At 44.5% G+C, this 15,364-nt stretch carries 15 protein-coding genes; 5 read left to right on the top strand and 10 right to left on the bottom strand.

Annotated elements, in window-relative coordinates; all coding sequences use genetic code 11:
- Nucleotides 1–29: 29 nt before the first annotated feature.
- From N5E84_RS19150 to moeA, 3 genes are read right to left on the bottom strand one after another with little or no spacing between them, the layout of a single operon-like run.
- The gene (locus N5E84_RS19150; RefSeq protein ID WP_164732803.1) at nucleotides 30–914 is read right to left on the bottom strand and encodes a sulfurtransferase; all 885 of its coding nucleotides are present in this window, start codon (nucleotides 912–914) and stop codon (nucleotides 30–32) included.
- 21 nt (nucleotides 915–935) lie between these two features.
- Nucleotides 936–1,685 (bottom strand): molybdopterin-synthase adenylyltransferase MoeB, encoded by a 750-nt coding sequence (moeB, locus tag N5E84_RS19145; RefSeq protein WP_019283150.1) that lies wholly within the window; start codon nucleotides 1,683–1,685, stop codon nucleotides 936–938.
- Between the two features lie 8 nt (nucleotides 1,686–1,693).
- Nucleotides 1,694–2,929, bottom strand: a complete 1,236-nt coding sequence (gene moeA / locus N5E84_RS19140; RefSeq protein ID WP_019283149.1) for a molybdopterin molybdotransferase MoeA — start codon at nucleotides 2,927–2,929, stop codon at nucleotides 1,694–1,696.
- A gap of 151 nt (nucleotides 2,930–3,080) precedes the next feature.
- Between moeA and folE the strand changes: the two genes are divergently transcribed.
- On the top strand, nucleotides 3,081–3,734 hold the full coding sequence (gene folE / locus N5E84_RS19135) for a GTP cyclohydrolase I FolE (RefSeq protein ID WP_013867838.1): 654 nt from the start codon (nucleotides 3,081–3,083) through the stop codon (nucleotides 3,732–3,734).
- Between the two features lie 114 nt (nucleotides 3,735–3,848).
- On the opposite strand, the gene msrB is transcribed toward folE, so the two are convergent.
- The 3 genes from msrB to N5E84_RS19120 all read right to left on the bottom strand — a co-directional run bounded on the left by msrB (nucleotide 3,849) and on the right by N5E84_RS19120 (nucleotide 7,139).
- A complete protein-coding gene (gene msrB / locus N5E84_RS19130; RefSeq protein ID WP_019283148.1) occupies nucleotides 3,849–4,982 on the bottom strand; it encodes a peptide-methionine (R)-S-oxide reductase MsrB in 1,134 nt (377 codons plus the stop codon).
- 145 nt (nucleotides 4,983–5,127) lie between these two features.
- The gene (locus N5E84_RS19125) at nucleotides 5,128–6,876 is read right to left on the bottom strand and encodes a formate--tetrahydrofolate ligase (protein ID WP_019283147.1); all 1,749 of its coding nucleotides are present in this window, start codon (nucleotides 6,874–6,876) and stop codon (nucleotides 5,128–5,130) included.
- An 80-nt stretch (nucleotides 6,877–6,956) separates the two neighbouring features.
- Nucleotides 6,957–7,139, bottom strand: coding sequence for a hypothetical protein (locus N5E84_RS19120; RefSeq protein WP_019283146.1), 183 nt, complete (start codon nucleotides 7,137–7,139; stop codon nucleotides 6,957–6,959).
- Between the two features lie 132 nt (nucleotides 7,140–7,271).
- Between N5E84_RS19120 and N5E84_RS19115 the strand changes: the two genes are divergently transcribed.
- On the top strand, nucleotides 7,272–8,006 hold the full coding sequence (locus N5E84_RS19115; protein ID WP_019283145.1) for an RNA methyltransferase: 735 nt from the start codon (nucleotides 7,272–7,274) through the stop codon (nucleotides 8,004–8,006).
- Between the two features lie 128 nt (nucleotides 8,007–8,134).
- On the opposite strand, the gene fdxA is transcribed toward N5E84_RS19115, so the two are convergent.
- A complete protein-coding gene (fdxA, locus tag N5E84_RS19110; RefSeq protein WP_019283144.1) occupies nucleotides 8,135–8,458 on the bottom strand; it encodes a ferredoxin FdxA in 324 nt (107 codons plus the stop codon).
- A gap of 213 nt (nucleotides 8,459–8,671) precedes the next feature.
- Here fdxA and N5E84_RS19105 point away from each other — a divergent pair, with 213 nt between their 5' ends.
- A complete protein-coding gene (locus N5E84_RS19105) occupies nucleotides 8,672–10,291 on the top strand; it encodes an NAD(P)/FAD-dependent oxidoreductase (protein ID WP_043004902.1) in 1,620 nt (539 codons plus the stop codon).
- A 158-nt stretch (nucleotides 10,292–10,449) separates the two neighbouring features.
- A complete protein-coding gene (gene yjjG, locus N5E84_RS19100) occupies nucleotides 10,450–11,124 on the top strand; it encodes a pyrimidine 5'-nucleotidase (protein ID WP_017045536.1) in 675 nt (224 codons plus the stop codon).
- Between the two features lie 68 nt (nucleotides 11,125–11,192).
- Here the strand turns inward: yjjG and rnk are convergent, their stop codons facing one another.
- Complete coding sequence (gene rnk, locus N5E84_RS19095) at nucleotides 11,193–11,600, bottom strand: nucleoside diphosphate kinase regulator (protein ID WP_026027712.1); 408 nt, start codon at nucleotides 11,598–11,600, stop codon at nucleotides 11,193–11,195.
- Between the two features lie 173 nt (nucleotides 11,601–11,773).
- Here rnk and phnR point away from each other — a divergent pair, with 173 nt between their 5' ends.
- The gene (gene phnR / locus N5E84_RS19090) at nucleotides 11,774–12,484 is read left to right on the top strand and encodes a phosphonate utilization transcriptional regulator PhnR (RefSeq protein ID WP_029388144.1); all 711 of its coding nucleotides are present in this window, start codon (nucleotides 11,774–11,776) and stop codon (nucleotides 12,482–12,484) included.
- 111 nt (nucleotides 12,485–12,595) lie between these two features.
- Here the strand turns inward: phnR and N5E84_RS19085 are convergent, their stop codons facing one another.
- Nucleotides 12,596–13,387: a siderophore-interacting protein gene (locus tag N5E84_RS19085; RefSeq protein ID WP_017045538.1), complete on the bottom strand. Its 792-nt coding sequence runs from the start codon at nucleotides 13,385–13,387 to the stop codon at nucleotides 12,596–12,598.
- A 187-nt stretch (nucleotides 13,388–13,574) separates the two neighbouring features.
- Nucleotides 13,575–15,059 (bottom strand): peptide MFS transporter, encoded by a 1,485-nt coding sequence (locus tag N5E84_RS19080; RefSeq protein WP_069212226.1) that lies wholly within the window; start codon nucleotides 15,057–15,059, stop codon nucleotides 13,575–13,577.
- Nucleotides 15,060–15,364 lie beyond the last annotated feature (305 nt).

The following is a 15,364-nucleotide window of genomic DNA, read 5'->3' as shown; positions in this document are numbered from 1 at the left end:
CCCACAATGATGGGGATTTGATTCAGAGACTAAAGCTCAATAGGCAGCTCAGTGCGTTGCCCCCATTCTGTCCACGAACCATCGTAAACGCACAGTTTTTCGTAGCCGCAAATTTGCGCAGCCAGCAGCACAATACAGGCGGTTACGCCTGAGCCACAGCTGAATATGTATTGCTCTTTTCCAGCAGCCAGCGTCGCTTGCATAATAGGTTGTAGATCTTGCGTTGATTTAAGCTTATGCCCATTCATCAACTCTGTAAAAGGTAAGCAAATAGAGTGAGGAATATGGCCGCTGCGCACGCCTTCTCTTGGTTCTTTTATTTGACCCAAAAAACGGGCTTGTGAACGTGCATCAACAGTTAAGATCTCTGGGTTCTCTATTTGTGCAAGCACATAGTCTGCGTTCACAAAATAGCGAGGATCGAGCGTGCCATGGAAGTTTCCGTGTTTAAAGGCATGTGTGTACTCTTTTACAACGGGTAAACCTTGGCGTTTCCATTCTGTTAATCCACCATCAAGAACGTATACCGACGCATGTCCCATTGCTTTGAGCATCCACCATGCCCTCGGTGATGCAAACGTTCCGCTATTGTCATAGACAACGACGATCGAATCGTGGTTTAAACCGATCGATTGTGCTAATTGATTAAAGCGCTCTTCACTAGGCATCATATGAGGTAGTGGCGATTGTAGGTCACAAAATTCACCATCATAATCAAAGCGGCGAGCGCCGGGAATGCTATGCAGAGTATCTTTCTCAGTTTCACTGGGAATTTGGAATTCAATACTGCAATCAAGAATAACGGTGCGCGGGTCGCCTAACTTTTGTGCTAGCCATTGGGGGGAGACGAGTGGTGACATGAGTTTAACTCTCCTATTGTGTGGGCTGATGCGGTGGACGAACGAGAAAGACATTATTGAGTCTTTGTCGTTCATTTACTGGCAAGTCTGGCAGTGGGTGAGTTTGATTAAGTTCATTTCTCTCCACGTCATTGAAAGAGCGTCCAATATCAAAATTTTGCCTTGTTTTACCTGCCCATATTGGGCGATCACTTTGATCGCTTCCATCGCTTGTACCGCGCCAATAATCCCGACGACAGGGGCCATTACGCCCGCTTCGACGCAAGTGAGTACGTTACTACCAAAAAGAGCGCTTAAACATTGGTAACAGGGCTCGTCTGGGTGCTGATACATAAACACGCTGACTTGCCCTTCCATACGAATCGCAGCACCAGATACCAGTGGTGTTTTAGTTTGAAAGCAGAGTTTATTCAATTGGTTACGAGTATCAAGGTTATCTGATGCATCCAGCACCAAAGAATGCTGTTCAATTAATGCTTTCAATTGTGCATCTTCAAGGCGTTGATCAACGGTATTTACCGTTAAATACGGGTTAAGCATACGCAGTGACTCTGCCGCTGAGTCCACTTTTTTACGTCCAATATCGGCATCGCTGTGCAGCACTTGGCGCTGTAAATTAGAGAGCTCAACCACATCATCATCGATGAGCGTGAGTGAACCAACACCTGCCGTGGCAAGGTATTGGCTTGCAGCGCAGCCCAATCCTCCTGCGCCAAGAATTAAAATAGAGCTTTGTTTAAGTGCTTCTTGTCCTTCAAAATCAAACTGTTTGAGAATGATTTGTCGGTTGTAGCGCAGTAGCTCTTGATCAGATAGGATCTCCATAGTGATCCTTAATACAAGCTGGGATTAAAAAGTTGGATATTGACGGTTTCGCCCACTTCCACTCGGCCACGATCTTGTTCTAACACCACAAAACAGTTGGCGAGACTCATCGAACGAAATGCCCCCGAACTTTGGTTTCCGGTAGTTTCAACAACAAACTGGCCATTTTCAATTGTGTAAATACCGCGTTGGTAGTCAGTACGGCCCGGTGATTTTTTAAAGGCATTTTTAGTGATAGCTGGAATGGACTCCGGTGCTTTCCACTGAGTGTGTCCAGCCAATTTAGCCAGCATAGGTTGCACCAAGACGTATAGGGTTAATACGGCTGAGACGGGGTTGCCAGGTAAGCCACAGAACCAAGCATGATCTAATGCTCCAAATGCAAACGGTTTGCCCGGTTTTATTGCCAGTTTCCAAAAACCGATTTCTCCGAGTTCTTGCAAAATATCTTTGGTATAGTCAGCTTCGCCTACACTTACGCCGCCAGAAGTAATAACCACATCGGCCAAATGTTGAGCTTTATCAAAGGTAGCTTTTAAAGTGGCAGGGCAATCAGCAATGATCCCAAGATCAATCGCTTCACAACCAAAATTCTCAATTAATGGTTTAATGCCATAACGATTGCTGTCATAGATTTGCCCCTCAGCAAGAGGTTCACCGAGTGGTTTTAGCTCATCTCCAGTTGAGAAAAAGGCCACTTTGGGTTTACGAAAAACGGTCACATGGCTGATGCCGAGTGTGGCAATCATTGGGATATCACGCGAAGTCAAGCGAGCCCCTTTATGTAGCACTACATCGCCTTGTTTGATGTCATCACCAGTGGGGCGAATATTTTGCTGAGGCTTTGCATTCGGCTGTAGAAAGCAGATACCATTTTCGTTTTCGGTCGTTTGCTCTTGCATGATCACCGCGTCGCAACCAGCTGGAATTTTCGCGCCAGTCATAATTCGCACGCAACTGTTGGCTGGCCACGGCCCTTCAAATGGAAGACCGGCAAAAGATTTGCCAGCCAGAGGCAGGGTGGTTGACTGTTGCAGATCAGCTAATCGAATAGCGTATCCATCCATCGCTGAGTTATCGAAAGGCGGCACAAAAATGGGTGAGAGTAACTCTTCGGCCAACACATAGCCTAATGCGTCGGCTAGCGGTAGTTTCAGCGTCGTTTGGATGGGTTTGATATTCGCTAGCATTGTCTCTAACGCTTGTTCGATAGGCATTAAGCCCGGTGAATCACAACAGCCCATGATCGGTTCCTATAGCTTTTTCTTTGCGAGGACTTTATCATACATTGCTTACAGGCAATAATGACCATCCTTAAAATATGGATGTAATTATTCAAAATTCCGAGTATCCTTGTCTGCCATCCGAAAGGGGTAAAAAGTAAGAGGAATCGGAATGCTAGGTCTTAGCGAATCAGCAAAGTTGGTCAAAGATGCGCTAGAGAGCCGAGGTTTGGAAACGCCTATGCGTCCAAATGAGGTTACTCGTGAAGAAAAGAAAGAAAAAATCGAACACCATATGCGTGAGATCCTCACACTACTCGGTCTTGACCTGACCGACGACAGTTTAGAAGAGACACCCCATCGAATTGCGAAAATGTATGTGGATGAAGTGTTTTCCGGCCTTGATTATCAAAACTTCCCTAAAATTACTGTGATCGAAAACAAGATGAACGTCAGTGAAATGGTGCGCGTAAAAGAGATTACCGTAACCAGTACCTGTGAGCATCACCTAGTGACTATCGATGGTAAAGCCGCGGTGGCGTATATCCCAAGAGGCAAGATAATTGGTCTTTCTAAGATTAACCGTATTGTACGTTTTTTTGCTCAGCGCCCCCAAGTTCAAGAGCGAATGACACAGCAGATTCTGGTGGCTTTGCAAACCTTACTCGGTTCAGACGATGTCGCAGTCACTATTGATGCCACTCATTACTGCGTTAAGTCACGTGGTGTTATGGATGCGACCAGTGAAACGACCACCACAGCATTAGGCGGTATTTTTAAATCTAACCCTGCCACCCGCGCCGAATTTTTCCATGGTTTACATTAATCGAATCTCAGTTGAGTCCATCGATTAACGTTGATCAACTAAAAAAGCCCTCGCAAGTGAAGTCGAGGGCTTTTTCGTTTTACCACGCACGCCTTATTGAAACAGAACCAAATTTTATTTAAACAGAACCAAGTACTCGCCATAGCCTTCAGCTTGCATCGCCTCTTTTGGTACAAATCGCATCGCGGCAGAGTTCATGCAGTAGCGTAAGCCGGTTGGTGCTGGTCCATCCTCAAAGACATGGCCTAGGTGAGAATCTGCAAAACGGCTGCGCACTTCGGTTCTGGTATAAAAAAGCCGAGAATCGCTTTTGGTCGCAATATACGCTTCATTAATTGGCCGAGTAAAACTGGGCCAGCCTGTACCAGAACGGTATTTGTCGGTAGAAGAGAATAATGGCTCTCCGCTGACCACATCGACATAAATACCATCGGCTTTGTTATCCCAATACTCATTGTTAAATGCGCGTTCAGTACCTTCTTCTTGCGTCACGTAATATTGCAAATCAGTCAATTTGGCGCGTATCTTTTCATTCGAAGGTTTGGTGTATACCTTAACGTTGTTTTGCATTTTTTGCGCTTCGATCAATTGACGTAAGGTTTTTGGATGCTCATTACGATCTTTACCGAAGATGGTATCAAGATATTGATCACGTCCGGAAGCATGACGATAGTAGGTGTAACGTACTTTGCTCTTTTTATAAAAATCTTGGTGGTACTCTTCAGCAGGCCAAAATTGGCTGTATTGAATCAGCTCTGTTTTGAGCGGCTTTTTGAAGATCCCTAGCGCATCGATTTCTTGCATAAAGCGCTGCGCGGTCTGCTTCTGTTCACTGTTGTGATAAAAAATGGCAGGCCGATACTGTGGGCCTCTATCAACAAACGAGCCTTGATCATCCGTTGGATCAATGTGGCGGAAAAAATGATCCAATACATTCTCGTAGCTGACAACTTGCGGATCAAAGGTCACTTGAATCACTTCAATGTGGCCCGATTTTCCTGATGAGACTTGTTTATAGGTTGGATTTTCAAAGCTGCCACCCGCATAACCAGAGACAACGCTAATGACACCGTTGAGTTTTTCAAGATCAGATTCTGTACACCAAAAACAGCCCCCAGCTAATGTCGCGATTTGCTGATTACCAATGCTGGGCATGGTTTTAGGCTGAGTTTCTGCTTGGCTAAATAGCGAAAACAGAATAGGCACAATAAGCGCTATTGAGAATATAAAGGGAGTAAAACGTTTCATAACCGACCTTACTTATTTTTTATTGATACTGGTAAAGAACGGTGAAAAGCGCAAAAAATTACAGAGAAAGAAAACAAATAGCGTGAAGAAAACCTTTCTGAGCCCGAAGATTTGTGCTCAGAAAGGTTAATTTCGAACAATAATATCAGGTTAGGCCGATAATATTTCCTTTAGAATCAATGTCTAAATACATGAAGGCGGGTTTTTCAGGAAGGCCCGGTATGGTCATCACGTTGCCGCATAGCGCATAGATAAAGCCAGCACCCGCACAGAGCTTTAATTCGCGAATCGGTACATCAAAACCTTTTGGTGCGCCTTTAATCGCAGCGTTGGTTGAAATTGAAAGCGGCGTCTTCGCCAAACAGACAGCAAGTTTACCGTAACCTTGCTCTTGCATGTTGTGCATTTGACGTCGTGCTTTATCACTAAAAGTGACGCTTGCCGCGCCATAGCCCTTTTTCGCTACGGCGTTGATCTTATCTTCGATCGTCTGCTGTGCTTGGTATAACGGTGTGAACGTACTCACTTTTTGACACTGCTTAATGACTTTGGAAGCAAGCTCAGTCGTCCCTTCGCCTCCAAGAGCAAAACCTTCACTCAGTGCAACCTCTACCTGGTAGGGTAGTGCGTGAATCATCATTGCGAGCTGCTCAAGCTCTTCTTGGCTGTCTTGTGGAAAGCGGTTAATGGCAACCACGGCGGGTATTCCATACTTACTCACATTTTCAATATGCCATTTGAGATTTTCAAAACCGGACACCAACGCGGCATGGTCTGGCTGAAATAGAGTGTCGGGAACTGGCTGGCCGGGACGCAATTCATACAGACCAGAGTTCGCTTTTAAGCCGCGAAGTGTGGTGACGATAACGGCGCAATCTGGCGCTTTCCCAGATGTCGCGGCTTTAATATTACACGCCTTTTCAAATCCCATATCAGAGCCAAAGCCGCCTTCTGTTACAGTAAATTCGGCTAACCTTGTGGCGATGTCATCAGCGATAATAGAAGAGTTACCGTGAGCGATATTGGCAAAAGGCCCGGCGTGAATCAGTGTCGGTACGCCTTCTAACGTTTGCATTAATGTAGGTTCAATCGCCTCTTTCATACTGACAGCCATCGCCCCAGCGACTTGCAAATCTTCAGTGGTAATCGGTGTACCATGGTGACTATAGGCGACGACAATCCGCCCAATCCGTTGACGCAGATCGTTTAAGTTTTTGGCTAATGCAAGAATCGCCATCAGCTCAGAAGCCGCTGAAATATCAAAACCATCTTCACGCTCAAAGCCATTGATTGATTTATCCGTTTCATTTCGGCCAACGGTAACCATGCGCAATGCGCGATCGTTGTGATCCATCACTCGCTTCCAAACCACATTATTTGGGTCGATACGCAGTGCTTTCATTGCGGTGCGCTGCTCGAAATCGTCATAACCAAGGCGCTGTTCGTGATAGATCCGGGCATCTATCGCCGCTGCCGCTAGGTTATGCGCCGCTGTGACGGCGTGGATATCGCCAGTGAGATGCAAATTGAGCTCTTCCATTGGTGCCACTTGTGAATAACCGCCGCCAGCGGCTCCGCCCTTAACACCAAAGATTGGTCCCATTGAGGGTTGACGAATACATGCCATCACCGAATGACCCAATTTTGCCATTCCTTGTGATAGGCCGATGGTCGTGACGGTTTTTCCTTCCCCTAATGGCGTTGGGGTAATGGCAGTCACAAGGATTAACTTTCCAACCGTTTGTGTTTGCAAACGTTCAAGGCAACTTAATGAAATTTTCGCCTTAAAGCGGCCTTGGCTGTGGAATTCGCTGGCGGTGAATCCTGCTTTGTTAGCGATAGCCTCTATGGAGGTTAATGAAGTGGCGCGGCAAATTTCAATATCAGGCAGCATAAAACCCTCATTATTTAGTATTGTACGGGTTGGGAAAACGTTTGCGTCGCGATAATAACGTCAAAAAATGGGTTGTAAAGTTATTTAATGAGTAGATTATAAACTAATGTCTGAGCTTTTAGCTCGATTCTTCGTTCTCTATTTGTGTCATTGTCGTTGGGCTCTTTATGATGATCATCTTCAAGTTGATCACTATCTTGTTGATCATAATGCTTGACGACAAAGGGGGTTAACATAACGGAAGAGGGAAGAAAACGTTTCATATGGATTTCCTTGTTTGTTAGTAACTGAACATATGGTATTGAAACTCGGCTTACACTGCTTTAGCTCTGACGGCCTTTACTCTATAATGCGGCGTTTTTACTAGGCCAACCTTACCTCACTGCGGATATTTTATGATTTCAAAAAACCAACTGAAACTACTTCGTGCTTTAGGCCAAAAGAAACAGCGCAAGGCTCATGGCCTGTTTTTAGTGCAAGGCGAAAAGAACGTGTTGGAATTGATTAACAGCCAACTGACGGTGAAGCAGGTTTTTGCCACTGCGGAGTTTATCGCACAAAACCGCGTTGAGCTTAGTGTTTTTGAATGCATTGAGGCCACATTAGATGACTTAACCAAAGCCAGCACCTTGGTGAGCAATAATGCGGCAATCGCCGTCGTTGAGATCCCCGAAGTGACGGTGCCTGAAGCGAAAGGATTGATGATCGCTCTCGATGGTGTTTCTGACCCCGGTAATTTAGGGACGATTATCCGTGTTGCTGATTGGTATGGCATTAAACACATTGTCGCTAGCCACGATTGCGCCGATCCATACAATCCGAAGACCATCAGTGCCACCATGGGTAGCTTTGGGCGTGTTACGGTGAGCCAAGTGGATTTGAGCGCTTATTTACAGAGTTCAAATCTACCTGTTTATGGGGCTTTTTTAGAAGGTGAGAACGTTCATCATACGAAATTTGCAGCAGAAGGGATTTTATTGATGGGCAGTGAATCGCATGGTATTCGTGCCGAAGCGGCTCAATATGTCACCGACAAAATTACCATTCCCGCCTTCGGGGGAGCTGAGTCACTTAACGTAGCAATGGCTACGGGTATTATTTTGGATAACCTGCGCCGCCAACATCACTAGATCAAACCAAGATCACTCGATCAATAAGTAAAGCTTAAAAGTTGTTGCTTTGGATTGTCGTCAAAAAGCGTGATAACGGATGCCGTGTTTGCGCTTTTTTTATAACGCTTAGTTATAAGAAGAAAAGACTACTTCTCTAACATCCCCAGTTTGTTTGGCACGCCATCCCATTTTTCAGCATCATCCATGGCTGGTTTGACTTCGGTTTGCACCGGCCATATGTCGGCAAGCTCAGCATTGAGTTCGATGTAAATCTTCTGATCTTCTGGGAGTTCATCTTCTTGAAAGATAGCTTGAGCTGCACATTCAGGAACACATAAACCGCAATCAATGCATTCAATGGGGTTGATCACCATAAAATTGGGGCCTTCGTGAAAGGCATCAGCAGGGCATACCGCGACACAGTCAGTAAATTTACATTGGATGCAATTATCCGTTACGACAAACGCCATGATGATCAGCTCTTAGTTAGTCAAAAATGAAGAATGGGGATAATACGCATCCCAAGTTAAATTTCAACATCAAACGCTATGAATATCTAGCGTAACGTGTGATGAATTCGGGATTTAGTATGACAGATAACGCTATTTCCCGTAAAATGCGCGCCATTGTGAGCGGGCCGCTTGCGGCTTTGGCTAAGACACCGACTAAAACGAGACACCGACATGATACGTTTAACCGAAATTAAACTTCCTTTGGACCACGAGGAAGGGGCAATTTTTGCTGCTATTACTGAAAAACTTGATATTGCTGATGAACAAGTTCTTTCATTCAATATGTTTAAACGTGGCTACGATGCTCGTAAGAAAACGAAAATCATGCTGATTTACACGCTAGATGTGAGCGTGGAGAATGAAACAGAGTTGCTTGCTCAGTTTGCTGACGATCCGCATGTGAAAGTGACGCCGGATATGGAGTACAAATTCGTTGCTCAAGCGCCAGCGAATCTTACTGAGCGCCCAGTGGTGATAGGCTTTGGCCCTTGTGGTCTATTCGCAGGACTGATTCTTGCTCAAATGGGGTTTAACCCAATCATTGTCGAGCGTGGTAAAGAAGTGCGCGAACGCACCAAAGATACCTTTGGTTTTTGGCGTAAGCGTACATTGAATACTGAATCTAACGTGCAGTTTGGCGAAGGTGGAGCGGGAACTTTTTCTGATGGAAAACTCTATAGCCAAGTTAAAGATCCTAACTTCTATGGTCGTAAGGTCACTACAGAATTTGTCGCTGCGGGCGCACCTGCCGAAATCATGTACGTGAGCAAACCGCACATTGGTACGTTCAAATTGGTGACCATGATTGAAAAAATGCGTGCCAAAATTATCGAATTAGGCGGTGAAATTCGTTTTAGTACTCGTGTTGATGACATTCACATCGAAGAAGGGCAAATTACCGGGCTTACGCTGTCAAATGGTGAAGAAATTAAAACGCGTCATGTTGTCCTTGCGGTCGGTCATAGCGCACGTGATACCTTTGAAATGCTGCATGAACGTGGCGTTTATATGGAAGCCAAACCCTTTTCAGTAGGGTTCCGTATTGAACATAAACAATCAATGATTGATGAAGCGCGTTTTGGTGCGAATGCGGGTAACCCCATTCTTGGCGCGGCGGACTACAAATTGGTTCACCACTGTAAGAATGGCCGCACTGTTTATAGCTTCTGCATGTGCCCCGGTGGCACGGTAGTGGCGGCTACTTCTGAAGAGGGGCGCGTTGTGACCAATGGCATGAGCCAATATTCTCGCGCAGAACGTAATGCTAACAGTGCGATTGTAGTGGGTATTGATCCTGAACGTGATTATCCCGGTGATCCGCTAGCGGGCGTGCGCTTCCAACGTGAACTTGAATCACGAGCTTATCAACTTGGCGGCGAAAACTACGATGCGCCAGCACAAAAAATTGGTGACTTTTTACAAGGTCGTGATCCGAGTGCGTTAGGTGATGTCGAACCCTCTTTTACACCCGGCATCAAGTTGACGGATATTTCAAAAGCGTTGCCTGATTTTGCTATTGAAGCCATTCGTGAAGCGATCCCAGCGTTTGATAAGCAGATCAAAGGATTTGCCTCTGATGATGGTTTGTTAACTGGAGTAGAAACTCGCACGTCATCACCTATTTGCATTAAACGGGGTAAAGATTTCCAAAGCATCAACCTGAAAGGCTTTTATCCGGCAGGTGAAGGTGCAGGTTATGCGGGCGGGATTTTATCAGCAGGCATTGATGGTATTAAAGCGGCTGAAGCATTGGCGCTTTCTATGGTTAACGAAGCTGAAAAAGCATCATAATTTGCAATATTAAGCATAAGAAAAGGCTCATTCGAGCCTTTTTTATTACAGGGACGATTAGATTCGTTATCACATTGAATTTTAAAAGTTTCTTCTGATAGAGATTATCATTTAACTAAAAACAATCTAAACTAGCCCGAACATTATGAGGAGAGATCATGAAGTACGACTGGATTTTATTTGACGCTGACGAGACCTTGTTTCATTTTGATGCTTTCAAAGGTATGCAGCTGATGTTTGAGCGCAAAGGTGTGTTGTTTACTGAGCAAGATTTTGCGCAGTACCAAGAAGTTAACAAGCCACTGTGGGTCGATTACCAAAATGGTGATATCACGGCGGCGCAGTTGAAGCATACTCGTTTTGCAGAGTGGGCAGAAAAGCTCGCGACGACAACCACGGAATTAAACAGCGCATTTCTTGAAGCCATGGCTGATATCTGCACTCCACTACCAGGAGCAAAAGAGTTATTGGATGCCCTTACAGGTCGAGCGAAACTTGGCATCATTACTAATGGTTTTACCGAACTTCAAGCGATTCGTTTGCAAAGAACGGGGATGAGTGAATACTTTGACCACGTGATTATTTCAGAAGAGGTTGGTGTAGCGAAACCCGATCACGGGATTTTTGCCTACGCGTTAGACAAAATGGGCAACCCTGCTAAAAATCGTGTATTGATGGTAGGGGATAACCCGCATTCCGATATTCTAGGTGGCTTGAATTTTGGTATTGAGACCTGTTGGCTAAACTCTACTGGCGCAAGTGCTGTTGAGGGTATCGAGCCACACTACCATGTGCGTTCATTGCACGAACTTAAAGATATTTTGGTCGCATAATTATTTACAATGATGTGGCTTGGGGTGTGGAGTGATGATATCGACCTCCACACCAACAAATCGATTCGTTAGCGGTTGAATTCACCGTCACGCTCAGGTTGATAAACTACATCAAGAATCTCAATCACTCTTTCTCTACCACCTGGCATTGGCCAACTGAGCTGTTGACCAACAGCTAGGCCCAACAATGCACTGCCTACTGGGGCAAAAACAGAGATATCTTGACTGCTTTTCACTTCATGCGGATACACAAGATTTTTTTCGATCACTTCATCACTGTCGATAAACTTGAAGCGTACGGTCGAATTCATGCTCACCACATTATTTGGCATCTCTTGTGGGGCGACAATGGTGGCTCTATCCAACTCAGCCTCGAGCTTTTCTAACTCTGGCGTTAGTTTAGGCATGCCATCCAGTAATGCGGATATTCTGTCCATATCAAGGCTTGAAACTAAGACAGGTGCTAAGTTTGACATTTTTAATACTCCAAAAAGAAATACCGCCCAAAAGCTAGGCGGTATAAAAATTAACGTCAATGTTATTGCGATTCAGGCTATGACATTAATCTTGTTCGACATAGAATGCAAATAATACGGTATCAGTTTGTTATGAATTTGGCATGCACGTATTTAGGCTGGGAGTGGATGTTGTGCAGTACGTAAAAATTAAAGATGTGATTGTTGAACAAATCGATGCTGGCATGCTTGCCCCTCGTCAAAAATTACCTTCTGAACGAAAACTTGCAGAGTCGTTTAATACCACACGCGTTACCCTGCGTGAGGCTTTGTCTCTGTTGGAAGCGGATGGCAAGATCTACCGAGAAGATCGGCGAGGTTGGTTTATTTCTCCCGAGCCGATACGTTACGACCCAACCCAAACTCTGAATTTTACCAACATGGCTTTAGCACAAAAACGAGTACCAAAAACGGAACTGATGATGGCAAAAGCGCTATTAGCTAATAAACAAGCATCGCTCTTATTGGGATTAAAGCCATTTTCGGATGTTTACCAAATTGATCGTGTGCGTTATTTAGAAGATCGCCCCGTGGTCTATGTGACGAATTACGTGCGCTCTGAATGGTTTCCCAACTTGCTGACTTTCGATTTGTCTCAATCACTGACGGATATTTATCGCGACCATTTTGCCGTGGAGTATCAAACAGTCCGTTATCGAATTACCACTAGCTCTTTGCTTGGTCATATGGCGCAAGCGCTACGCGCTACATCAGGCACTCCGGCGATGGTCGTTGAGCGCATTAATTATAATCAACAGGGTGAACTGATCGATTGTGGCATCGAATACTGGCGACATGACGCGATTTGTATTGAATCGTTAGCCAAGCTCACTGTGGCCCGCTGAGGCTATGTCCGTTAAAGCTAGGTTTGTTAAAGCTATGTTCGTTGAAAATTGAGCGCATTCAATGAAAAAGGCGACCTCTATTAAGTCACCTTTTTACTGTGTTATTGCTGTTTATGACTGAGTTTGTGCATCCGTTTGTTTGAGCTGTTTATGCCCATCTTCACTGACGCCACGTTTCCAGTAGCTGCTGATATAAATATAGTCTTTCGCTATCTCTTTTTCATTGCGAAAATACTCTCTTAGCGCGCGCATAGTATCAAATTCACACGCACACCATACCGAGCCATTCTCACCCAGCCAATTTTTCTCGATAACCGAAGTCGCCAAATTGGTGCTGCTGTCTTTCACTACCCAAGAGATCTCTATGTTCTCCGGAGCCTGTAGTGCCTGTTTGTCATCCACATGCTCAATTTCAATTACTGCATAACCTTTTGCATCACGCGGTAAGCGTTTTAATTGAGCTGCAAGGGCAGGGATCGCGGTCATGTCAGCGGCTAAGAAAAACCATTTCCCATTGGGATTCAACCCTTGAGCTTTACCTGGGCCAGCGATTGAAATCGTATCGCCAATGGCCGTATGCATCGCCCATCTGACTGCAAATCCACACTGCTTATCTTCCGCCTCATGCCGTACAAAATCGATTTCAATGCGATTGTTGGTCGTATCAAAGCTTCGAATGGTATAAGTGCGCATTATTGGGCGCTGATCAGGGGTTAACCGTGACAAATCAGTGCCACCATCTTCACTAAACAACAGCTTGATATAATCGCCTTCGTTTTCAAGTGTAAAATGCCCAATTGAGTCACCCTGTAACGTAATGCGTTGCAGGGAAGGCGAAATTTGCTGGCTATCCGCAACCGTGAGTGGATAGAAAGAGCGTTTAGGTTCTGTTTCTTTTTTCATTATTCTCTAGATTACCGTTTTGTCTTTTGTAGGTATAACCTTAAACTGAGTGCTCAATTGATTCAATGATAATAACTATCATTTACGTTATTTTACTTTGAAGAGATGGGAATATGTAACTTTGCAGATAAAAAGCCCCATACGCATAATGGTATGAGGCTTAATAATGCTCACATTTTGCTGATGTTTAAACTTCGTTAGGTGCAACTTCTGCAAGTTCATCCCGTTCGTTCATTTTTGATGCTTCAAGCATTTTTCGAACAACCAATGAAGCGACGATGGCCACTGCTACCATCACTACGGCTAAGATCGTGAGCATTTTAAAGTAGTCGCCATAAACGCTTTGGACGATATGCTGACTGATCACTTGACCTTTTTCTAATGCGATGGAGGTTGAGAACACCGCACCCACAATGCCGCTTAAGGCGATGGCGACTGAAAAGAGGCTAACCGAAAAGTTTTCGATGTGCTTGGGAGCCACTGACAAAATGAAGGCCACTACTAAACTACCAACAATGACTTCCGCAAAAGCTTGGAAGAAGTGGATCATCAAAAAGACTTCTGGTCTGATGATAACATCAGCACCAATATTCATGACTGCCATGGTTAAAATGCCAAATGCAATGGCGGTAAAGATGAATGCAAAGCCAATTTTAGTGGCTGTTGAAAAATTAATGCCTCGCTTTTCCAGTGAAGAGAAAGTCATAGCAATGACAGGCCCAGCAACAATGCACCACAGTGGGTTCATCGCCATTGATGCTTCAGGAGCGATTGGGATTAATCCAAATAAGTCACCACGCATCGTATTAATGGTTACCATGGTCATGGAGGTCATCATTTGCCCGTAATAGACAAAGAAACAGGTGGTGAGCACCGTCATGATAAGAATAGTGCCCATTTTCAAGGTATCGGATCGATTCGCTTTAAACATCAAAAAGATGAAGTAAAAAATGGCAGCTGCACCAATGGCATAAACGATGTTTTGACCGATGTCCATATTAGAAAACATGAAGAAAACTAGCCCAACCATCGCGCACGATACTGCACAAAAGGCGATCCAGTTTTTCACGCTTACGGGAGTTTGATCAATCTCAGCTGCAGCATTCACTAATGATTTATTAAACACAATTAAAGTGGCAAAGGCGAACGCTGCCAAAATGGCTGAGAGCATAAAGCTACCGTGAAAGCCGATCACTAAAACAAACATCGGGAATAAATATTGACCAAGTAGTGCTCCCACATTGTTTACCGAATAATTGACAGGGTAACAGTTTTCAAAATGTTCTTGAGAGCTAAAAGTGCGTTTATATAAACTGGGGTAAGAAGGAGACATTAATCCGCGTGCGTAGCTCGCTAAAGCGATGCCTGCTAATGCCATCGCGACGTTGGTTGTTGAGGCACCCAGCACCAGTAGTGTGTAGCCAAGAGCAAAAGCGCCGTAGGCAATGGTTAATGAACGATAAGCGCCAAGGAACTTATCGGCAATAAAACCACCAGCGATCGCAAAAAGGGGGCCAATGGATGAAAATGCTCCTACCACCATCATGGTATCGGCTTCGTTATAATCCAAATCTTCTAGAAAAAAACGGGTTAGGATAACCATTACCCCGTAAAATGATAAGCCAAACATCATTTGGCAGAACATCATTGATTTATTGAGTTTATTCCACATATTAATCTCTCCATGTAGTGGATTTTTAGAGTTTATTCCTGTGGATTTTATCATCGGTAGTTATAAATAAATTGAAACAATTATCGCAGAAACCTTACTTTATGCACGAGCATTTCTAATGCGTGGCTATCGTTTGAGTAATGTTTAAAAAGCGATTGTTTATTTTATTTTTTGACTCAAGCACTATGCACATGTAGGAGTATTTACGTGTTATCAAACCATACGTTTTAATACTGCTGCTTTCTTGATGTCGATTGCTATGACACAAGTTTTATGGTGGCTGGAATGGAGAGAGAAAAATAACG

The organism is Vibrio sp. J502 (genome assembly GCF_025397955.1).
Lineage (GTDB): Bacteria > Pseudomonadota > Gammaproteobacteria > Enterobacterales > Vibrionaceae > Vibrio > Vibrio anguillarum.
This window is presented reverse-complemented; position numbering and strand designations above follow the sequence as displayed.